The sequence below is a fragment of the Pseudomonas vanderleydeniana genome (genome assembly GCF_014268755.2).
Classification (GTDB): Bacteria; Pseudomonadota; Gammaproteobacteria; order Pseudomonadales; family Pseudomonadaceae; genus Aquipseudomonas; species Aquipseudomonas vanderleydeniana.
In genome coordinates this window covers 2,131,175-2,152,869 of record NZ_CP077093.1, presented here as the reverse complement: position 1 = coordinate 2,152,869, position 21,695 = coordinate 2,131,175, and the positions used below count along the sequence as shown (strand labels likewise).

Genomic DNA, 21,695 nt, shown 5'->3' with positions numbered 1-21,695 from the left:
CCACTCTCGCTATGCTTGAAGATATACACGCCGCCAGGCCTGTCCGGCACCCTGCAGGATCGATCCGCCGATTCCAGCGAATCTCGATACTCCTGACACGACAAAGCGGTCCGACAACGACCGCTTCGCGTTCGATCACAGCCGATCGCATCACGATCGGCCGCCCTACAGTGCTACAACGTCAGGCGCAGGCGTTTAATTAATCCTGCCGCTCAACTTCATCGGCTGCATCATCCGCCGCCGACTCATCGGCGACACCGTCGATCGGCATTTCGCCCTCGAACTCGGCGTCCACACCCATCTCCAGCTCCTCACCCTCGACTTCCGAAGGCTCCTGGACCCGCTCAAGCCCCACCAGCGTTTCATCATTGGCCAGCTTGATCAGGGTCACGCCCTGGGTGTTACGACCCAGGCTGGAAACTTCGTCGACACGGGTACGAACCAGGGTGCCCTGGTCGGAAATCAGCATGATTTCCTCACCTTCCTGCACCTGGATCGCACCGATCAACTGGCCGTTGCGCTCCTTGGTGACCATGGCGATGACGCCCTGGCCGCCACGCCCACGACGCGGGAACTTGCTCAGTGGCGTACGCTTGCCGAAACCACGCTCGGAGGCGGTGAGGATCTGCGCGCCCGATTCCGGAATCAGCATGGAGATCAGCTTCTGCCCCTTGCCGATCCGCATGCCGCGGATACCACGGGCGCCACGGCCCATTTCGCGAACCACGCTTTCAGCAAAGCGAATCACCTTGCCCGCATCGGAGAACAGCATGACCTCCTTGGCACCGTCGGTGATCGCGGCGGCGATCAGGGTGTCGCCTTCCTTGAGCTTCAGGGCGATCAGGCCACTGGTACGCGGACGGCTGAATTGCGACAGCGGGGTTTTCTTGACCGTACCGAAAGCGGTGGCCATGAAGATATAGGCGCCGGTCGGTTCGGCCACCAGCTCAGCAGTGTCGCCGTCGACCTCTTCAGCAGCATCGCCAGCGTCATCGGCCTCGATCACTTCGCCTTCGATCACCGCATCATCGGCATCGTCCAGCTCGTCATCGGCACCGGCGCTCTGCTGCAGGGCCTCCAGGTCGATCTGCAGCATGGTGGTGATGTACTCACCCTCATCCAGCGGCAGCAGGTTGACCAGCGGACGACCGCGCGCAGCACGGGAAGCCTCGGGAATCTCGTAGGTCTTGAGCCAGTAGACCTTGCCCTTGCTGGAGAACAGCAGGAGCGTGGCATGGCTGTTGGCAACCAGCAGGTGGGAGATGTAGTCCTCATCCTTGACGCCGGTCGCCGACTTGCCCTTGCCGCCACGGCGCTGGGCCTGGTAGGCCGACAATGGCTGGGTCTTGGCGTAGCCGCTGTGGGAAATGGTCACCACGCGCTCTTCTTCCGGAATCATGTCGCCCAGGGTCAGGTCGAGGCGCGCATCGAGGATCTCGGTGCGACGCGCATCGCCGTACTCGGCACGGATCACTTCCAGTTCTTCGCGGATCACTTCCATCAGGCGCACGGAGCTGTTGAGGATACGGATCAGCTCGCCGATCTGGTTGAGGATCTCCTGGTACTCGGCCAGCAGCTTCTCGTGCTCCAGGCCGGTCAGGCGGTGCAGACGCAGCTCCAGGATGGCCTGAGCCTGCTCCGGCGACAGGAAGTACTTGCCATCACGCAGGCCATACTGCGGATCGAGGTTCTCCGGGCGGCAGGAATCAGCCCCGGCACGCTCGACCATGGTCATCACCGCGCTGGACTCCCAAGGCGTGCTGATCAGCGCCTCCTTGGCTTCCGACGGCGTCGGCGAGGCCTTGATCAGGGCGATCACCGGGTCGATGTTCGACAGTGCAACGGCCTGGCCTTCGAGGATATGGCCACGTTCACGCGCCTTGCGCAGTTCGAACACGGTACGGCGGGTCACCACTTCGCGACGGTGACGAACGAAGGCTTCCAGCAGGTCCTTGAGGTTCAGGACACGCGGACGACCGTCGATCAGCGCGACGATGTTGATACCGAAGACGCTCTGCAACTGGGTCTGGGCGTAGAGGTTGTTGAGGATCACCTCGGGCACTTCACCACGGCGCAGCTCGATTACCACGCGCATGCCGTCCTTGTCGGACTCGTCGCGCAGCTCGCTGATGCCCTCGAGTTTCTTCTCCTTGACCAGCTCGGCGATCTTCTCGATCAGGCGAGCCTTGTTCAGCTGGTAGGGCAGCTCGGTGATGACGATCTGCTGGCGGCCACCGACCTTGTCGATATCCTCGACGGTCGAGCGGGCCCGCATGTAGATGCGGCCGCGACCGGTGCGATAGGCCTCGATGATGCCGGCGCGACCGTTGATGATCCCCGCGGTCGGGAAGTCCGGGCCCGGGATGTACTGCATCAGCTCATCGACGGTGACATCGGGGTTGTCGATCAATGCCAGGCAACCGTCGATCACTTCACCGAGGTTGTGTGGCGGGATGTTGGTCGCCATGCCCACGGCGATACCGCTGGAGCCGTTGACCAGCAGGTTGGGGATGCGGGTCGGCATGACCGCCGGGATCTGCTCGGTGCCGTCATAGTTCGGCACCCAGTCCACGGTTTCCTTGTGCAGGTCGGCCAGCAGCTCGTGCGCCAGCTTGGTCATGCGCACTTCGGTGTATCGCATCGCCGCGGCGTTGTCGCCGTCGACGGAACCGAAGTTGCCCTGGCCGTCGACCAGCAGGTAGCGCAGGGAGAATGGCTGCGCCATCCGAACGATGGTGTCGTATACGGCCGTATCACCGTGCGGGTGATATTTACCGATCACGTCACCGACCACACGGGCAGATTTCTTGTACGGCTTGTTCCAGTCGTTACCCAGTTCGCTCATGGCGAACAGGACACGCCGGTGCACGGGCTTCAAGCCATCACGCGCATCGGGCAGTGCCCGTCCGACAATCACGCTCATCGCGTAGTCGAGGTAGGACTGTTTCAGCTCGTCTTCGATATTGACCGGGAGGATTTCTTTGGCCAGTTCGCCCATGAGAAGCCTGATTCCTTTTTCTGGTGAAACTTCGTCACATCCATATGGGACGAACGAAGCTTGCCGCTGCCGACCTGATGCCTGGCAGCGACTTACGACAAATCAACGAGTTATGCCATGGATCTGCGCAGTAAGGGCAGCCGGTTCGGGCAACCCTGGAAACCGCCGGATGTTATCACAATCGCCGCCACGCACCTATCCCCGGATACACAAGGAACCAGACAGGCGACCAACGAAACCCTCCGAGAGCGCATCCGGAGGGGCTTAGAAGCAAAATGCCGGGATTTGTAGCGCGAAAAAGCCAGTTGGCCGGAAAAAAACCGGATCAGTGCAGGCGCTTGCGACACATCAGCTGGGCCAGCTTGGCGGTGTCCGGTCGCTCGATGATGCCTTTTTCGGTCACGATGACATCGATCAGGTCCGCCGGAGTCACGTCGAAAATCGGGTTGAAGGTATCGATCTGGACATCGAGACGCTTCCCGCCAGCCCCCAGCAGTTCGTCCCCTTCATGCTCCTCCAGGACGATTTCATCGCCACTGGCCAGTTCCAGGTCGATAGCCGAGCTCGCCGCCACCACCATGAACCGCACGCCGTGATGCATGGCACAGACGGCCAACTGATAGGTACCGATCTTGCTCGCCACATCACCATTGGCAGCGATGCGGTCGGCACCGATGACCACCCAGGTCACGCCCCTGGCCTTCATCACATGGGCCGCGGCGGAATCGGCACTCACCGTCACCGGGATACCTTCGCTGGCCAGCGCCCAGGCGGTCAGGCGCGAGCCTTGCAGCCATGGCCGGGTTTCATCGACATAGACCCGCTCGACCATGCCCTCGACGAACGCCCCGCGGATCACCCCCAGCGCGGTGCCAAAGCCACCGCTAGCCAAGGCCCCGGTGTTGCAATGAGTGAGAATCGCCTGGGCATTGCCCTGGTGCTTGCGAATCAGCTCGACGCCCAGTTGCGCCATGGTCAGGTTGGCTTCGCGATCGCTGTCATGGATGGCGACAGCCTCGGCCTCCAGCGCCGCAAGCGGATCAGCGGCATCGCGCACCCGCGCCAGCCGCTCGCGCATCCGCCCGAGAGCCCAGGACAGGCTGGCCGCTGCCGGGCGCGCCGCCGCCAGCAAGGCGAAATCCTCCTCCAGCGCCGCCGCCCAGTCACCGCCTTCGGCAAGCCGCGCACGCGCCGCCAGCACGACGCCATAGGCCGCGCAGATACCGATGGCCGGCGCGCCACGCACGGCCATCGCACGAATCGCCTCGGCCACCGCCCCGGCACTGCCGCAGGCCAGCCAACTCTGCTCGAACGGCAGGATACGCTGGTCGAGCAGGCACAAGGTCCCCTGGCGCCAATCGATGGCCTTGACCTTTTCCGCTGCCAACAACCGATCGCGCATGACTCACTCCGCACTCAAGGAAAAAAGCCGTCGATTATAGCGATCACCCCGCCAGGGCGCTCGGGTATACTTCGCCGTCCCGAATATATGCATGAAGCCTGGAAGCCGTCCTCGATGCCACACATCGCCGCCCCGCTCGACCTGCTGTTGCTGCCCACCTGGCTGGTGCCCGTGGAACCTGCCGGCGTCGTGCTGAGGGAGCATGGCCTGGGCATCCGCGACGGACGCATCGCCTTTATCGGCCCGCGCACCGAAGCCTTGAAGCGGGTGGCCGGCGAAGTCCGCGAACTGCCGGGAACATTGCTCGCCCCAGGCTTGGTCAACGCCCACGGGCATGCCGCCATGACCCTGTTCCGCGGCCTTGCCGACGACCTGCCACTGATGACCTGGCTGGAGAAGCACATCTGGCCGGCCGAGGGCAAATGGGTCAGCGAGGACTTCGTCCGCGACGGTACCGACCTGGCCATCGCCGAACAGATCAAGGGCGGTATCAGCTGTTTTTCGGACATGTACTTCTACCCGAAAGTTGCCAGCCAATGCGTGCACGACAGCGGCATCCGCGCGCAGATCGCCATGCCCATCCTCGATTTCCCGATTCCCGGGGCCGCCAGCGCCGATGAAGCCCTGCGCCAGGCCATCGAGCTGTTCGGCGACCTCAAGCATCACCCACGCATCAGGATAGCCTTCGGCCCGCATGCGCCCTATACCGTTGGTGATGAAAACCTGGAGAAAATCCGCGTCATCGCCGAAGAACTCGACGCCGCGATCCACATGCACGTGCATGAAACCGCCTTCGAGGTGCAGCAGGCGCTCGAGCAGCACGGCGAACGCCCGCTGGCCCGCCTGGCCCGCCTCGGCCTGCTGGGACCACGCCTGCAAACCGTGCACATGACCCAAATCAGCGATGACGACCTGGCTTTGCTGGTAGAAAGCAACACCAGCGTGATTCACTGTCCAGAATCGAACCTGAAACTGGCCAGCGGTTTCTGCCCGGTGGAACGCCTATGGCAGGCCGGCGTCAATGTGGCCATAGGCACCGATGGCGCGGCGAGCAACAATGACCTGGACCTGCTCGGCGAAACCCGTACCGCCGCCCTGCTGGCCAAGGCTGTCGCCGGCTCCGCCAGCGCCCTGGATGCCCATCGCGCGCTGCGCATGGCCACCCTCAACGGCGCGCGGGCCCTGGGCCTGGATAGCGAAATCGGCAGCCTGGAACTGGGCAAGGCCGCGGACATCGTCGCCTTCGACCTCGGTGGCATGGCCCAGCAACCGGTCTACGACCCGATCTCCACGCTGATCTACGCCGCCGGACGCGATTGTGTGCAACACCTTTGGGTGGGCGGCAAGCAACTGCTCGACGACCGGCGCCTGACCCGCCTGGATGAACAGAAATTGACCGCGACGGCCCGAACCTGGGGCCAGCGCATTGGCGGACACGCCCATTGAATGATCGTCCCGGGCACCCACAACCCGGGATCACCCTGATTTTCAAGCTTTAGAGGATAGCCCCATGAGCAACGTCGACCACGCCGAAATCGCCAAGTTCGAAGCCCTGGCCCACCGCTGGTGGGACCGCGAGAGCGAGTTCAAGCCACTGCACGACATCAACCCGCTGCGGGTCAACTGGATCGACGAGCGCGTCAAGCTCGCCGGCAAGAAGGTGCTCGACGTCGGTTGCGGCGGCGGCATCCTCAGTGAAGCCATGGCCCAGCGCGGCGCCACGGTGATGGGTATCGACATGGGCGAAGCGCCGCTGGCCGTGGCCCAGCTGCACCAGCTGGAGTCGGGTGTAGACGTCGAATACCGGCAGATCACCGCCGAGGCACTGGCCGAGGAAATGCCCGAGCAGTTCGACGTGGTCACCTGCCTGGAGATGCTCGAGCACGTACCCGATCCGTCGTCGGTGATCCGCGCCTGCTTCCGCATGGTCAAGCCTGGCGGCCAGGTGTTCTTCTCCACCATCAACCGCAACCCCAAGGCCTACCTGTTCGCCATCGTCGGCGCGGAATACATCATGGGCCTGCTGCCACGCGGCACCCATGACTTCAAGAAGTTCATCCGCCCATCCGAACTGGGCGCCTGGAGCCGCGACGCGGGCCTGGCGGTCAAGGACATCATCGGCCTGACCTACAACCCGCTGACCAAGCACTACAAACTGGCAGCGGACGTAGGCGTGAACTACATGATCCAGACCCTGCGCGAGGAGTGACCGATGCGCTTGAGAGCGGTTCTTTTCGACATGGACGGCACCCTGCTCGATACCGCGCCGGACTTCATCGCCATCTGCCAGGCCATGCTGGCTGATCGTGGGCTGCCGCCGATTGCCGACAAGCTGATTCGCGACGAGATCTCCGGCGGCGCCCGGGCGATGGTCGCGGTGACCTTCATGATGGACCCCGAGTCGCCAGGCTTCGAGGAACTGCGCCAGGAATTCCTCGAGCGTTACCTCAAGGCCTGCGCGGTGCACAGCAAGCTGTTCGACGGCATGGGCGAGCTGCTGGAGGATATCGAGAAGGCCAGGCTGGTCTGGGGCGTGGTCACCAACAAGCCGGTGCGCTTCGCCGAACCGATCATGCAGCAACTCGGCTTGGCCGAGCGCTCGGCGCTGCTGATCTGCCCGGATCACGTCACCCGGAGCAAGCCGGACCCCGAGCCGCTGCTCCTCGCCTGCAAGATGCTCGACCTGGACCCGGCCAGCGTGCTGTTCGTCGGCGACGACCTGCGCGATATCGAGTCGGGCCGCGATGCCGGCACCCGTACTGCCGCGGTGCGCTACGGTTACATCCATCCGGACGACAACCCCGATCACTGGGGCGCCGACGTGGTCGTCGACCATCCACTGGAACTGCGCCGGGTGCTGGATCAAGCCCTGTGCAGTTGCTGACCTTGTGGGAGCCGGCTTGCTGGCGATCCAGGCGACGCGATCGAACAGCCACACCGCATCAATCGATCGCCAGCAAGCCGGCTCCCACGGGCAGCGCCCCTCCCCCATCCGTTGAGGTTTAGCCATGTTTGATTATTCCGCCCGCCCCGAACTGCTCAAGGACCGGGTGATTCTGGTCACCGGCGCCGGTCGCGGCATCGGCGCAGCCGCCGCCAAGAGCTACGCCGCCCACGGCGCCACTGTCCTGCTGCTTGGCAAGACCGAAGCCAACCTGACCCAGGTCTACGACGAAATCGAAGCCGCCGGTCATCCGCAGCCGGCCGTGATTCCCTTCAACCTGGAAACCGCCCTGCCCCACCAGTACGACGAACTGGCGGCGATGATCGAGAACGAATTCGGCCACCTCGACGGCCTGCTGCACAACGCCTCGATCATCGGTCCGCGCACGCCGCTGGAGCAGCTCTCGGGCGACAATTTCATGCGGGTCATGCAGGTCAACGTCAACGCGATGTTCATGCTCACCAGCACCCTGTTGCCACTGCTCAAGCTGTCCCGGGACGCCTCGGTGATCTTCACGTCCAGCAGCGTCGGCCGCAAGGGCCGCGCCTACTGGGGCGCCTATGGCGTGTCCAAGTTCGCCACCGAGGGACTGATGCAGACGCTCGCCGACGAACTGGATACCGTCGCCCCGGTACGCGCCAACAGCATCAACCCGGGCGCCACCCGCACCAGCATGCGCGCCCAGGCCTATCCCGGCGAGAACCCGCTGAACAATCCGACCCCGGAAGAAATCATGCCGGTCTATCTCTACCTGATGGGGCCGGACAGTGCCGGCATCAACGGCCAGGCCTTCAACGCCCAGTAACTTCCCTTGCTGTTGCGCCGTGCCGGATTACTGGCACGGCGCGCGTTAAATCTCAAAAAGCCATCACGGCAAGTCAAACTATTGCCGCTCCTGCGCGCTTTTCCTTTCACCAAAAATACAAGCCACTGAATTTCAAAGACTTATATTTTAGTGAACTGGTTGGCACGACTTTCGCTCTAACTTGCCTCAGACACGCTGTGTGAAAGCGATGGGGCGTTCCATCGGCCAGCCTCACCAGGCTCGGCCCAAGCGACTAGACTGATGTCAAAGGTCCTACGGGACTGAGGGATCAGTACGATGCGCAGCCCCAAGCCGCATTCGCCAGCCTGTAAGACTGCATGCTGCGCCCAGGGGGCCCGTCACCATGAAGACACCGATCCAGACCAACTCCGTTGACTTCGATAGCGCCAAGTTGCAGCGCCTGGGTTTCGGCCAAGCCCCTTCCCTGTTCCATCGCCCGACCACGCTGACCCAACTGCGCCAGCAACTGATGCTGCAACTGCAGACCAGCCTGGAGCCGGAACGCATCATGGGGCTGTTCTTCCGCGAGATTCAACGCCTGGTGCCGCTACAGTCGCTGGTCTACGTGCACCAGCCGAGCGACCTGCGCCTGGAGTTCGGCCAACGCGGACACCATTCGGTGAGCTACAGCCTCAGCCATGAAGGCGAACACATGGGTGAACTGCTGTTTCGCCGCAGCCAGCGCTTCACCGAACAGGAACTGGGCAACCTTGAATCGCTGCTGTCCTGCCTGCTCTATCCGATGCGCAACGCCCTGCTCTATCGGGCGGCGACCCAGAGCGCATTGCGCGATCCACTGACCGAAACCGGCAACCGCATTGCCATGGACCAGACCCTGCAGCGGGAAATCGACCTGGCACGCCGCCACAGCCAGCCACTGTCGCTGCTGATGCTGGATATCGATCATTTCAAGCGGATCAACGACAGCTATGGCCACACGGCCGGCGACCAGGTACTCAAGGCCGTCGCCAACTCGATCAAGGAACAGTTGCGCAACATCGACATGATCTTTCGCTACGGTGGGGAAGAGTTTCTCATCGTCCTGTCCAACACCGGCCGGGAAGCCGCGGCCATGGTGGGCGAGCGCCTACGCCATGCCGCACAGTCCCGGGACTATGCCGCGAACGAGCAGACCATCGCGCTGACGGTAAGCCTGGGCTGCGCCACCCTGCTACCCGGCGAGTCGCTGCAAAGCCTGCTGCGCCGCGCCGACGGTGCCTTGTATGTAGCCAAGCGCGAAGGTCGCAACCGACTGGCGATGGCGGGCTAGCCGACGGCCCTGGCCGCAGGAACCGCCCGCCACGTTCTGATCAACTCAACTTTCGACCAGTTCCGCCAGGCGCTCACGGGCGACCGGAGCCTTTTCCAGCTGCATGCAACGTTCCAGGAACAGGTACATGTAGTCATAGCTCTTGCAGATGGCCTGGCGCAGTTCGGCCTGCAAGGCCTTGCTCGGGTTCATCCCCGCCAGGGTGCAGACGATCTCCAGCGCTTCCCACGGATGCGCATCATCGTACTGGGCATGCATCTTGAGCCACTTCATCGCCCGCTTGCGCTCTTCCTCGGGGAAAGCCGCGGCATAGACGCCAGTCGAGCAGACCAGTGCCGACCATTCGCCGGTTGCGCCTTCGATGGCATAGTTGGTCGCGGCGACCGCCACCACCAGCGCATCCGCCGAACTGGTATGCCAGCACCAATGGCTCAGGGCGTGCAGCTCGGGCGGTACCTGCTGTGCCTGCAGGTCTTCCAGCGTCACGCCGTGGGCCCGGCTCCAGTGCACCCAGTAGTCGGCATGGTTCAGCTCCACGCGAATGTTGCGCATCAACCAGCGGCGCGCCATGTCTTCACCAGGATGACGCCCAAAGCGGGTCTTGGTGAGGTTCTGGGCCATGTACAACGCAAACTGCTCGACCACCGGCCAGCCACCGATCAGGTACTGGCGCATGGTTTTCGCACTCAGCTTGTTATCGCGCATCCGCTGGTACAGTTCGTGTTCGACCACACGGCGCTTGCTCTCGCTACAGTCCCGAATGAGCTGTTGTGCCCAGGCCGGATAGCTGGTGGCTTCCATGAGCGGGCCGGTTCTGCTGAATGCGTCGATCACTGTTTAAGCTCCTTTCCTTTTGAGTTTTGATTGTGCAGATCCGGAAGGGTTTCAGCGGAATGTGCCGGGCGCCTTGAACAGCAGCGGACGCGGCCTCGAGGGACGGCGCAGCAGGCTGTCGCAAGTGAACAACTGCGGGCGCTCGATCAGATAGCCCTGGGCATAATCGACGCCGATCTCCAGCAATGCCTGCTCGATCTGCGGCGTTTCGACAAACTCGGCAATCGTTCGCTTGCCCATCACATGCCCGATGTGGTTGATCACTTCGACCATGGCGCGGTTAATCGGGTCGTCCAGCATATCCTTTACAAAACTTCCATCGATCTTCAGGAAGTCTACAGGCAAATGTTTGAGATAAGCGAATGAAGACATACCCGCGCAGAAGTCATCCAGCGAGAAGTGACAACCCAAGCCCTTGAGCTCGTTGATAAAACGAATCGCACTCCCGAGATTGGAGATGGCGCTGGTCTCGGTGATCTCGAAGCAGATCAGCTTCGGCGAAATACCGTGCAACGCAAATTGTTCATGCAGGAACTCCAGGAAACCCTCATCGCCGATCGTGGCGCCTGACAGATTGATCGCACACATGGCCATCGGCTCCGGACGCCCCAGCGCACTGCATTCGGCGACCACCTTGAACACGTTCTGCACCACCCAGCGGTCCAACTGGCTCACCAGCCCGTAACGCTCGGCGGCCGGGATAAAGCTGTCGGGCAGGATCATGCGACCGGCCTCATCATGCAGGCGCAGCAGGATCTCGACATGCCCATGCGCCTGATCGGTCTGACCCAGCGGGGAAATTTCCTGCGAATACAGGCAAAAACGGTTCTCCTCCAACGCCATGTGCAGGCGCTGGACCCAGGCCATTTCGCCGAACCGCAGGGACAACTCGGAGTCGTCGGCGTGATACACCTGAATCCGGTTGCGCCCCTTTTCCTTGGCCATGTAGCAGGCCATATCCGCGGCCCGTAGCGAGGCCTCGAGGGTCGCGGGCATCTGGTGCAGGTGTACCAGGCCAATACTGACCGTGGTCACGAAAGGACGACCCTTCCAGACGAAGTGCAGGTTCTGCACGGTCTGACGCAGGTTTTCCGCAATTTTCTCAGCCGCGTCTGGCGGACAATTCTCAAGCAAAATTCCGAATTCATCCCCACCCAGGCGCGCCAGGGTATCGCCCTCACGCAGACCCGACTGCAGCAGCGCGCAGATATGCCGCAGCAGCTCGTCGCCTGCCGCATGCCCGCAGGTGTCGTTGACCAGCTTGAACTGGTCCAGGTCGAGGAACATCAGCACGTGCCGGGTTGGCTGGCGGGCCAGCTGGTGCAAGGCCTGCTCCAGCCGGTATTCGAACTCGCGACGGTTGGCGAGGCCGGTCAGCGCATCATGGGTGGCCTGCCAGGACAGGTTGGCGATGTACTGCCGTTCCTGGGTCATGTCATGCAGGACCAGCACCGCGCCACTGACCTTGCCGGCGTTGCGGATCGGCGCACCGACCAGGGTCACCGATACCGTGCTGCCATCCAGGCGCTGGATCAACTTGGAATGTTCACTGCCACCACCCAGGTGCCCGCTCAGGATGTGCTCGATCAGCGCGAAGCCTTCCTCCTGGGCGTTGTCGTCGAGCAGGTTGAACAGCGCCCCCAGCGGCAAGCCGTAGGCCTGCGCGGCCTTCCAGTGAGTCAACTGTTCCGCGGCAGGGTTCATGTAGACGATAGCCCCACTGACATCGGTGGTGATCACCCCATCGCCGATGGACTCCAGGGTGATCTGCGCCCGCTCCTTTTCCACCTGTAGCGCGTCGGCAAAGGCATGGCGCTGGGCCAACAGCTTGTGGGTACGCAGCAGGGCCAGGGCGATCAGCACCAGGGCGGTGGTGACGTTGGTGGCCAGCAACAGGCGCAGAATCACCCGCGAACCCTCGCCCAGGGCATCGCTGAAGGCTTTCGCGGCCGGGGTCACGCCGTCGTTGATGGCGAAGATATGGTTTTTCCAGCGCCTGATATCGGCGCCGGTGGCGGCATTGCTGGAGATCGCCTGGTGCATCTGCCGCGCGACCTCATCCAGCTGCACCAGGTAGCTGTCCCCCACCGTCCACTTCTCCACCGCCCGCTCGAGGTAGCTGAAGTGCCGGAAATTCAGGTACAGCCAGATGATGCTGGAGACATCGTCAGGATGGTTGCCGCCCTGCAGGATACCCTGGCGGGCCGCCTCCAGGTCCGGCGTTGGTGCATCCAGGGCAATACGCAATTCATGCCCGCCCTGGGGCACGGCGATAGCCTGCTGGTACTTGAGGTAGATCGCCTCGTCGCGGCTGTCGGCATAGAGGTTGAGGTAATAGATAGCGTCTTTCTGGCCCTTGGACCAAAGGCTCTCACCGGCGACGTAGCTGCGCACCGCCGACAGCACATAGAGACTGAGGCAGCCCAGCAGGGCCTGAAACAGGACCACCGCGATAAAAGGCCAGACAATGCCCAGCAGCCGTGGCGTTCCGAGAGTCTGCTTGCGCTTCATGAATACCCTTGCACCCGTGCCACTGGATGAACAGCCGAGAGATTTGAGCCCCTGAAAGCACAGCCTAGGCTAATTTCCACAACCTCGGATGGATTGTTGAGCAGCCCTGGGGCCGTGCTTTTGACCAGATACGCGACCATATCGGGAAAAACTCATTTCTTGTAATTAATTCAACCACTAAGCACAGAAAACAGAGTCAAACTCAAGCGCGTCAAATTTTTTGCAGGTGCCCGTACAACTTGGCATAGAGGCCACCGTCGGCAATCAGTTGCTGGTGGTCCCCATCCTCGGCAATCCGCCCGCCATCGAAGACCAGCACCCGATCCGCCTGTTTCACCGCCGACAGCCGATGCGCAATGATCAGCGTGGTACGGCCACTGAGAAAGCGGCCCAGGGCCTGGTGCAGATTGTATTCGGTCGCCGCGTCCAGCGCCGAGGTCGCCTCGTCGAGAATCACCACCTTGGGCTCGGCCAGCACCATCCGCGCAATGGCCAGGCGCTGGCGCTGGCCGCCGGACAGGCGTACGCCGGATCGCCCGACAATGCTGTCCAGGCCCTGCGGCAGGCTCCGGATGGTGCTTTCCAGCTGAGCGATCTCCAGCGCCCGCCAGCAGGCCTCGTCACTGCGCTCGCGCCCCATGGTGAGATTGGCGCGCACCGTGTCATTGAACAGCGCCGGATGCTGCAGAACCACGGCGACATGCTCGCGTACGGTTTCCAGGCCGATCTCGGCCTGGGTCGAGCCACCGAAACGGATAGTCCCGGACTGCGGCACGTAGAGCCCGAGAAGCAATTGCACCAGGGTGCTCTTGCCACCGCCGCTGGCACCGACGATCGCCACCTTCTCGCCGGGGGCGATAGACAGATCGAGCTGGTCGAGCACCGGTTCCTCGGCATAGGCGAAGCTCAGGCCGCTCACCTCGATACCCACCGTTTCGCGCCCCACGAAGGGGTCGACGCCGCCTGGATACGCCGGCTCATCGGCGCGTGCCAGCAACTCGTTGATGCGTGCCAGCGCGCCGCCGGCGGCGTAGTAGGCGTACTGCAGGTTCAGCAGTTGCTCCACCGGGCCGATCATGAACCACAAGTAGCTGAACACGGCGAGCATCTGGCCGATCGACAGGTCCGAGAACAGCACGGTGAGCATGGCGGCGGCGCGGAAGATATCGATGCCGAACTGGAACAACAGGCCGCTGGCACGGCCCGAGGCATCGCTTTTCCACTGTGAGGCCACCGCATAGTCGCGCACCTCTCGCGCCCGCTGCCCGAGCCGACCGAGGAAAAACCCCTGGCGGTTGCCGGCACGCACCTCCTGGATGGCATCGAGGGTTTCCGTCAGCGCCTGGGTGAACCGCGAGGTGCTGTCGTTTTCCAGCTTCTTCAGGTGTTTGACACGCTTGCCCAACTGCACCGTGAAGTAGATCACCAGCGGGTTGAACAGGAGGATCAGCAGCGCCAGCTTCCAGTGCATCCAGACCAGGATGGCGGAGGTGCCGAGCAGCGTCAGCATCGCCACGAGGAAGCGGCTGAGGGTCTCGCCGACGAACTTGTCGAGGGTGTCCAGGTCAGTGACCAGGTGCGTGGTCACCGTGCCGCTGCCGAGGCTTTCATACTCTCCGAGGGAAATACGCTTGAGGCGCTCGATCAGCCGGGTGCGGATGCGATAGACGATGTCCTTGGCCAGGCCGGCGAACAGCCGCGCCTGCAAGACGTTGAACAGCAGCGCCGCACAGCGCAGGCACAGGGTCGCCAGCAACATCAGGCCGATGTAGCCGACGGCCGTCTGCCAGGTGCCGGGCAAGAGGTGGTTCATCACCCGCAGTGCCGCATCACCATGCTTGAGCAGCACCTCGTCCACCAGCAACGGCAGGAGCAACGGGATGGGGACACTGCACAGGGTCGCCAGCACGGCGACCGAGTTGGCAATCCACAGGGCTTTGCGGTGCTGCAGCGCCAGGCGGCGAATTTCCGCCCAGCTCAGGCGGTCCCGAGGGGCCTCGGGCTCAGGCACAGGCAGCACGCTCCAGCCAGCGACCCAGCAACGGCGACAGCTCGGAGAGCGGCTGGTAGCCGTTGGTCAGCAGGGCCAATTGACCATTGCGCTCGGCCAGCAGTGTCGGGAAGCCGGCGATCCCCAGGTCCTGGACCCAGGTGAAGTCGGCGGAGGTGGCCGCATGCTGCTCGGCGGTGTCGAAGGCACCAGCGAACTCGATGCGCGGCAGGCCGGCCTTTTCCGCCAGTTCCACCAGCACAGAGGCTTGCGTGACATCACGGCCCTCGACATAAAAGGCCCGCTGGATCAGCCCCACCAGCGTCCATGCGCAGTCCGGCGCCAGGCTGCGGGCGGTGACCACCGCCCGACAGGCCGGCTCGGTGTCGTAGACGAAACCGTCCGGCAGCGCCCCCTCGAGCTTGAACGGCTGGCCAGTGGTTTCGGTGACCGCCTGCCAGTGCTCGAGGATATAGCGCCGGGTGTTGGGTTCCAGCGCGGCACCGCTGCCGGTGCGCAAGCCGCCCATCACCAGGTGCAACTCGACACCGGCCGCCTGCGCCTGCCTGACCAGCGCCTCGGCCACCGGAGCGAAGCCCCAGCACCAGGAGCACATCGGATCCATCACATAGAGCAGGCGCGCAGACATGGTTCAGGCCTCGGGAGCTTGACGATAGTTATAGCCGATAGGATGCGGTTGGTTGCGGGCCTTGGCCAGTTCGATCTGTTTCTGCCGGTCGATAGCGCTACGGCGGGTCTTCTCGCTCAAGGTATCCCAGCAATGCGGGCAACTGATACCCGGCACATAGTGCTCCGAAGCACGGTCCTCGACGCTGACCGGGGTACGACAGGCGTGGCACTGGTCGTAGTCACCCTCGCTCAGGTCGTGGCGCACGGTCACGCGGTTGTCGAACACGAAGCAGTCGCCACGCCACTGGCTTTCTGCCTGGGGCACTTCCTCGAGGTACTTGAGGATGCCGCCCTTGAGGTGATACACCTCCTCGAAGCCTTCGCCCAGCATGTAGCTCGAAGCTTTTTCGCAACGAATGCCACCGGTGCAGAACATCGCGACCTTCTTGTGCCTGGCCGGATCGAAGTTGGCCCTGATGTAGTCGGGAAACTCGCGAAAGCTGGTGGTCTTGGGATCGATGGCGCCTTCGAAGGTACCGATCGACACCTCATAGTCGTTGCGGGTATCGATCAACAGCACTTCCGGATCGGCAATCAGGGCGTTCCAGTCCTGCGGGTCGACATAGGTACCGACCTGCTTGTTCGGGTCCACGCCCTCGACGCCCAGGGTGACGATTTCCTTCTTCAGCTTGACCTTGGTCCGATAGAACGGCTGCTCGTCGCAGTAGGATTCCTTGTGGTCCAGGTCCACCATCCGTGGGTCGTTCTTCAGCCAGGCCAGCAGGCCGTCGATGCCTGCGCGGCTGCCGGAAACGGTGCCGTTGATGCCTTCTTCGGCGATCAGCAGCGTGCCCTTGATACCGTTGGCGAGCATCGCCTGCAGCAGCGGTTCGCGCAGGGCGACGTAATCTTCGAGGGTGACGAACTTGTACAGTGCCGCCACGACGACAGGTTGGGTCATGGTTGTTTCTCTCCAGGTGGCTGCCCTCGCAAAGGGCGAACCGGATGCAAAAAAAACGCGCCGACTGAGCGGCGCGTTGCGGATTCTAACAAAAGGCGAGCCTAGTGTCCTCCGCCGGCGCAAGTCGGCGATGCCGGTGCCACGCCGATTTTCACCCACTCTTCAGGGGTGTAGGTATGCAGGGCCAACGCATGGAACTGCCCCATCAGGTCGCCCAGGGTGGCATAGACCTTCTGGTGGCGTTTGACGCTGTTCAGCCCGGCAAACTGCTCGCTGACCAGCACCGCCTTGAAATGGGTCTGCAGCCCACGGCTGTGCATGTGGCTTTCATCCAGCACCTGCAGATGCTCGGGGTGCAAGGCGCCCAGGGCGGTCTCGATACGTTGTTGCATGCTCATCACGGGCCCCGCTTACTTCTTCTTGGCAGGAGCGGCAGGCTTGGCGGGTGCCAGCTCGTTGGTCATGTCTTCCAGCAGCTTGTTGACCACCGGTACCGCGCTCTCCAGCTTGGCCTGGGTCATCTGGGCCGATTGCTGGGTCAGCTGCGGCATTTTCTCCAGGACTTTCTTGCCCAGCGGCGACTGGTAGAACGCCACCAGGTCCTTGAGCTCCGACTCGCTGAAGTTGCTGGTGTACAGCTTGACCATGTCAGGCTTGAGCTTGTCCCAGCCGATCGCCTGGTCCAGGGCGGCGTTGGCCTTGGCCTGGTAGGTGTCGAGCAGCGGTTTTTTCGAGTCCGGCGCCTGGGTCTGGGCAAAGCGCTGGGCGAACATCTGCTGCACCTGCGCGTAGACCGGGGTCCCGAGCTTGTCGGCATGGGCCAGCGTCAGGAAAGCTTCGGCACTGGCGTTGTGGCTGGCGGTATCGGCGAAAACCTGGCCGCTGGCGCACACCAGAACAACCGCGGTACAGAGGGCACGAAGACGGGTCATCGAGTTTCCTTTCTAGCTGGCGAGGTTAAACCCCAAGAACGCCCATTCTGCGCCTAACAAAGTGTGTCACTCAACCCCGACACCGATTGTGACAGTTTCAAGTCACCCGGCAGCGACAAAAACCGGTAAGGGGAACCTGACCGGCAGATCAGGGCCTAAACTTTCCCAATCCGTCATTTAAGGAAGAGCGTGTCCGATGAGCCGTATCGAAACCGACAGTCTTGGCCAGGTGAATGTCCCGGAAGAAGCCTACTGGGGCGCACAGACCCAGCGTTCGCTGATCAACTTCGCCATCGGTAGCGAAAAGATGCCGCTGCCGGTGATGCACGCACTGGCCCTGATCAAGAAGGCCGCGGCGCGGGTCAACGACCGTAACGGCGACCTGCCCGCCGATATCGCCCGGCTGATCGAGCAGGCCGCCGACGAGGTGCTTGCCGGCGAGCATGACACCCAGTTCCCGCTGGCGGTCTGGCAGACCGGCAGCGGCACCCAGAGCAACATGAACGCCAACGAGGTCATCGCCGGACGTGCCAACGAACTCGCCGGCAAGGGCCGCGGTGGCAAGTCGCCGGTGCACCCGAACGACCACGTCAACCGCTCGCAGAGTTCCAACGACTGTTTCCCCACGGCCATGCACATCGCCGCCGTCCAGGCCGTGCACCAGCGACTGTTGCCGGCGATTGCCGAGCTGTCCGGCGGCCTTGCGGAACTGGCGGCGCGCCACATGAAGCTGGTCAAGACCGGACGTACCCACATGATGGATGCGACGCCGATCACCTTCGGCCAGGAAGTCTCCGCCTACATCGCCCAGCTCGATTACGCCGAGCGGGCGATTCGCGCCGCCTTGCCGGCCGTCTGCGAGCTGGCCCAGGGCGGTACGGCGGTGGGCACCGGGCTCAACGCCCCCCACGGTTTTTCCGAAGCGATCGCCGCGGAGATCGCTGCGCTGGCCGGCCTGCCCTTCGTCAGCGCGCCGAACAAGTTCGCCGCCCTCGCCGGCCACGAACCTCTGACCAGCCTGTCCGGCGCCCTGAAGACCTTGGCCGTGGCCCTGATGAAAATCGCCAACGACCTGCGCCTGCTCGGCTCCGGGCCGCGTGCCGGGTTTGCCGAGGTGAAGCTGCCGGCCAATGAGCCGGGCAGTTCGATCATGCCCGGCAAGGTCAATCCGACCCAGTGCGAAGCCCTGTCGATGCTGGCCTGCCAGGTGCTGGGCAACGACGTGACCATCGGTTTCGCAGCCAGCCAGGGCCACCTGCAGTTGAACGTCTACAAGCCGGTGATCATTCACAACCTGCTGCAGTCGATCCAATTGCTGGCCGACGGCTGCAGCAACTTCCAGGCCCACTGCATCGCCGGGCTGGAGCCGGATCCGCAGCAAATGGCCGCGCACCTGGAGCGCGGGCTGATGCTGGTCACCGCGCTGAACCCGCATATCGGCTACGACAAGGCGGCGGAAATCGCCAAGAAGGCCTATGCCGAAAATCTCACGCTGCGTGAGTCGGCGCTGGCGCTGGGCTATCTCACCGACGAGGAATTCGACGCCTGGGTCCGCCCGGAAAACATGCTGGAGTCGGGCAAGAACGGCTGATGCAAGGTCTAGCTCTGTGGTAAGTCCTGCATTGTGGCGAGCGGGCTTGCCCGCGTTCGACTGCAAGGCAGTCGCAAGACCTGCAGGCAAGGTATGCCTGGCACAACGGGCAGGCAGGTTCTGGGGCCGCCTGGCGGCCCCACGCGGGCAAGCCCGCTCACCACACCCTGCTCGCCAGACAGAGGGTGACCCGATCAGGCCAGGCGTATCCGCCGCGCCTTGAGCCCGGCGATCAACGAAGGCCCCAGGGCCACCAGCGCCGAGCCGAGCACCACCAGCACCGCCCCGCCGTAGCCCAGGCCGTTGATGTCCTCGGCATGTACATAATCCGGCCAGATCCAGGCCGCCAGGGCCACCGAGCCAAACGTGACCAACGGCGTGATCGCCAGGGTCGCACTGACCCGCGAGGCCTCCCAATGCGCCAGCGCCTCGGCAAAGGCGCCGTAGGCCACCAGCGTATTCAGGCAACAGCCCAGCAACATCCAACCCTGCAACGGGCTCAGTTGCAGTATCTCCATCGGATGCGCCCAGGGCGTCAGCAACAGGGCGCAACACAGGTAGATCACCATCATCACCTGCAATGAATTCCAGGCCGTCAGCAACTGCTTCTGGCTCAGGGCGTAGAAGGTCCAGACCGTGGACGCCAGCAACACCAGCAGTACCCCGGCGGTGTAGTTGCCCAGGGACGTCAGCAACTCCTCCAGCCGCTGGTTGAAGAACAGCCCGAAGCCGACCAGCAACACCGCCAGCCCGATCCCCTGTCCGAGACTGAAACGCTCCTTGAACACGAACACACTGGCGATCAGCAGGAAGATCGGCCCCATCTGCACCACCAGTTGTGCCGTACCGGGACTCAGAAGATCGAGCCCCATCAGGTACAGCACATAGTTGCCCACCAGCCCGAACACCGCCAGCAGCACCAGCCAGCCGCCTCGCGGGCCCAGCGCCCGCCAGCTCGGCAGGCGCCGGCGGGCGGCCAGGTAGACGAACAGGCAACCACCGGAAACCATCAGCCGGGACCAGGTCACGCTCACCGGATCCATCACCTGCAACACCTGCTTGAGCTTGATCGGCAGGATGCCCCAGAGCACGGCAGTGAGCACGGCCAGGAACAGTCCGTAGCCCCAGCGCCCGGATGAAATATGCATGGAAAGTCTCATGAAACGATGGATTCGAGCCGCCATTCTAAGCGGCTCGCCCCCTGTCCCGCAGCCGCCCTCAGCGATGAAAAGCGACATTGGGCAACGTCAAAGCGTCGCCAAGAAATTGACCCGAACCGTTGATCACCCCATCAGGCATCGCATCCTCACAAGACTTATGATGATTATCTGACACCTACCCTTATCGGAGTTTTTCTCCATGTTCGGCAAACGCGCCCAGGACAGCACCGAAGCCACGCACTTTCGCAGCGACCGCGTCAGTGCGATCAATGGCCTGTTTTTCTTCAGCACCCGGGAGAACACCCTGGAAGGGCCGTTTTTCAGCCGCATCGATGCAGAGCGCGGAAGCCAGCTCTACATCAAGCGCATGCAACTGGCGCAGGATATCCAGGATTATCTCTGATCAGCGGGAGCCACCTGGCTCCCGCCCTGGAGGGATCAGCGCACGGCTTCGAACAGCCCCGTCGCGCCCATCCCGCCGCCCACGCACATGGTCACGATGCCATAGCGCAGGTTGCGCCGCTGGAGCTCGCGTACCAGGTGCCCGACCTGGCGTGAACCGGTCATGCCGAACGGGTGACCGATGGAAATCGAACCGCCGTTGACGTTGTATTTTTCATTGTCGATTTCCAGCCGGTCTCGGCTGTAGAGGCACTGCGAGGCGAAGGCTTCGTTGAGCTCCCACAGATCGATGTCCGCCACCGTCAGCCCCTTGGCCTTGAGCAGCCTGGGTACCGAGAACACCGGGCCGATGCCCATCTCGTCCGGCTCGCAGCCGGCCACGGTGAAACCACGGAAGAACGCCTTGGGTTTGAGTCCCAGGGCCAGGGCTCGTTCCAGGCTCATGACCAGGGTCATCGAGGCGCCATCGGACAGTTGCGACGAGTTGCCCGCCGTCACCGAACCGTCCTCGGCGAACACCGGTTTCAGGCCAGCGAGGCTTTCCAGGGTGGTGTCCGGGCGGTTGCAGTCATCGCGGTCGACCACGCCCTGCACCTGCTGGATCTGCCCGCTGGCCTTGTCCTCGACCGCATAGGTCACCGCCATCGGCACGATCTCGTCGACGAACAGCCCGGCGGCCTGGGCCGCAGCAGTGCGCTGCTGGCTTTGCAGGGCATAGAGATCCTGCTGCTCGCGACTGACCTGATAACGCCGGGCAACGATTTCCGCAGTCTGTCCCATGGGGAAGTAGATACCCGGCACCTGCTCCTTGAGCAGCGGGTTGATCAGGTTGTCGGTGTTGACGCTTTTCAGCGTCAGGCTGATGGACTCGACACCACCGGCCACGATGATATCGCTGCAGCCGGAGGCGATCTGGTTGGCGGCAATGGCGATGGCCTGCAGCCCCGAGGAGCAGAAACGGTTGAGGGTCATTCCGGCCGTTCCGGTCCCCAACTGCGACAGTACCGCCACATTGCGCCCGATGTTGTAGCCCTGCGCGCCTTCGTTGGAACCGGCGCCGACGATGCAGTCCTCGACACTGGCCGGATCGATACCGTTGCGCGCCAGCAGGGCATTGACGCAATGGGCGGCCATGGCGTCGGGCCGGGTCTGGTTGAACTTGCCGCGAAACGACTTGGCCAGGCCGGTACGTACGCTATCGACGATCACCACTTCACGCATGGGACACCTCATTGTCATTTCGG

At 63.1% G+C, this 21,695-nt stretch carries 18 protein-coding genes; 7 read left to right on the top strand and 11 right to left on the bottom strand.

What is annotated here, in order from left to right:
- Window positions 1-199: 199 nt before the first annotated feature.
- Window positions 200-2,998 carry a DNA gyrase subunit A gene (gene gyrA, locus HU752_RS09740; RefSeq protein WP_186677291.1) on the bottom strand — a complete coding sequence of 933 codons (2,799 nt, stop codon included), beginning with the start codon at window positions 2,996-2,998 and terminating at the stop codon, window positions 200-202.
- A 325-nt stretch (window positions 2,999-3,323) separates the two neighbouring features.
- Window positions 3,324-4,400 carry an S-methyl-5-thioribose-1-phosphate isomerase gene (mtnA, locus tag HU752_RS09735; protein ID WP_186677293.1) on the bottom strand — a complete coding sequence of 359 codons (1,077 nt, stop codon included), beginning with the start codon at window positions 4,398-4,400 and terminating at the stop codon, window positions 3,324-3,326.
- 114 nt (window positions 4,401-4,514) lie between these two features.
- Between mtnA and HU752_RS09730 the strand changes: the two genes are divergently transcribed.
- From HU752_RS09730 to HU752_RS09710, 5 genes are all read left to right on the top strand, one after another.
- Window positions 4,515-5,846, top strand: coding sequence for a TRZ/ATZ family hydrolase (locus HU752_RS09730; RefSeq protein WP_186677295.1), 1,332 nt, complete (start codon window positions 4,515-4,517; stop codon window positions 5,844-5,846).
- A 64-nt stretch (window positions 5,847-5,910) separates the two neighbouring features.
- Entirely contained in the window at window positions 5,911-6,609 is a 699-nt protein-coding gene (gene ubiG / locus HU752_RS09725) for a bifunctional 2-polyprenyl-6-hydroxyphenol methylase/3-demethylubiquinol 3-O-methyltransferase UbiG (protein WP_186677297.1), read from the top strand.
- Window positions 6,610-6,612: 3 nt separating this feature from the next.
- The gene (mupP, locus tag HU752_RS09720; RefSeq protein ID WP_186677299.1) at window positions 6,613-7,284 is read left to right on the top strand and encodes an N-acetylmuramic acid 6-phosphate phosphatase MupP; all 672 of its coding nucleotides are present in this window, start codon (window positions 6,613-6,615) and stop codon (window positions 7,282-7,284) included.
- Window positions 7,285-7,408: 124 nt separating this feature from the next.
- Window positions 7,409-8,149, top strand: a complete 741-nt coding sequence (locus tag HU752_RS09715; RefSeq protein ID WP_186677301.1) for a YciK family oxidoreductase — start codon at window positions 7,409-7,411, stop codon at window positions 8,147-8,149.
- A 364-nt stretch (window positions 8,150-8,513) separates the two neighbouring features.
- A complete protein-coding gene (locus HU752_RS09710; RefSeq protein WP_186677303.1) occupies window positions 8,514-9,440 on the top strand; it encodes a GGDEF domain-containing protein in 927 nt (308 codons plus the stop codon).
- A 45-nt stretch (window positions 9,441-9,485) separates the two neighbouring features.
- Here HU752_RS09710 and HU752_RS09705 read toward each other — a convergent pair whose 3' ends face one another.
- The 7 genes from HU752_RS09705 to HU752_RS09675 form a co-directional block, all read right to left on the bottom strand.
- The gene (locus HU752_RS09705; protein ID WP_189656476.1) at window positions 9,486-10,241 is read right to left on the bottom strand and encodes an iron-containing redox enzyme family protein; all 756 of its coding nucleotides are present in this window, start codon (window positions 10,239-10,241) and stop codon (window positions 9,486-9,488) included.
- An 84-nt stretch (window positions 10,242-10,325) separates the two neighbouring features.
- Window positions 10,326-12,785, bottom strand: coding sequence for an EAL domain-containing protein (locus tag HU752_RS09700; protein ID WP_186677309.1), 2,460 nt, complete (start codon window positions 12,783-12,785; stop codon window positions 10,326-10,328).
- A 211-nt stretch (window positions 12,786-12,996) separates the two neighbouring features.
- Window positions 12,997-14,796: an ABC transporter ATP-binding protein gene (locus tag HU752_RS09695; RefSeq protein ID WP_186677312.1), complete on the bottom strand. Its 1,800-nt coding sequence runs from the start codon at window positions 14,794-14,796 to the stop codon at window positions 12,997-12,999.
- Window positions 14,789-15,391 (bottom strand): DsbA family protein, encoded by a 603-nt coding sequence (locus HU752_RS09690; RefSeq protein WP_186678054.1) that lies wholly within the window; start codon window positions 15,389-15,391, stop codon window positions 14,789-14,791. The genes HU752_RS09695 and HU752_RS09690 overlap by 8 nt, the downstream gene beginning before the upstream one ends.
- A gap of 36 nt (window positions 15,392-15,427) precedes the next feature.
- Complete coding sequence (trhO, locus tag HU752_RS09685; protein WP_186677314.1) at window positions 15,428-16,366, bottom strand: oxygen-dependent tRNA uridine(34) hydroxylase TrhO; 939 nt, start codon at window positions 16,364-16,366, stop codon at window positions 15,428-15,430.
- A 101-nt stretch (window positions 16,367-16,467) separates the two neighbouring features.
- The gene (locus HU752_RS09680) at window positions 16,468-16,764 is read right to left on the bottom strand and encodes a BolA family protein (protein ID WP_186677316.1); all 297 of its coding nucleotides are present in this window, start codon (window positions 16,762-16,764) and stop codon (window positions 16,468-16,470) included.
- 12 nt (window positions 16,765-16,776) lie between these two features.
- A complete protein-coding gene (locus HU752_RS09675) occupies window positions 16,777-17,298 on the bottom strand; it encodes a DUF2059 domain-containing protein (RefSeq protein ID WP_186677318.1) in 522 nt (173 codons plus the stop codon).
- 196 nt (window positions 17,299-17,494) lie between these two features.
- Here HU752_RS09675 and HU752_RS09670 point away from each other — a divergent pair, with 196 nt between their 5' ends.
- Window positions 17,495-18,889 (top strand): class II fumarate hydratase, encoded by a 1,395-nt coding sequence (locus HU752_RS09670; protein ID WP_186677319.1) that lies wholly within the window; start codon window positions 17,495-17,497, stop codon window positions 18,887-18,889.
- Window positions 18,890-19,083: 194 nt separating this feature from the next.
- Here the strand turns inward: HU752_RS09670 and HU752_RS09665 are convergent, their stop codons facing one another.
- Window positions 19,084-20,037, bottom strand: a complete 954-nt coding sequence (locus tag HU752_RS09665; RefSeq protein ID WP_186677321.1) for a DMT family transporter — start codon at window positions 20,035-20,037, stop codon at window positions 19,084-19,086.
- A gap of 211 nt (window positions 20,038-20,248) precedes the next feature.
- Between HU752_RS09665 and HU752_RS09660 the strand changes: the two genes are divergently transcribed.
- On the top strand, window positions 20,249-20,452 hold the full coding sequence (locus tag HU752_RS09660; protein WP_186677323.1) for a DUF6316 family protein: 204 nt from the start codon (window positions 20,249-20,251) through the stop codon (window positions 20,450-20,452).
- Between the two features lie 35 nt (window positions 20,453-20,487).
- On the opposite strand, the gene HU752_RS09655 is transcribed toward HU752_RS09660, so the two are convergent.
- Window positions 20,488-21,672, bottom strand: coding sequence for a thiolase family protein (locus HU752_RS09655; protein WP_186677326.1), 1,185 nt, complete (start codon window positions 21,670-21,672; stop codon window positions 20,488-20,490).
- Window positions 21,673-21,695: the final 23 nt, after the last annotated feature.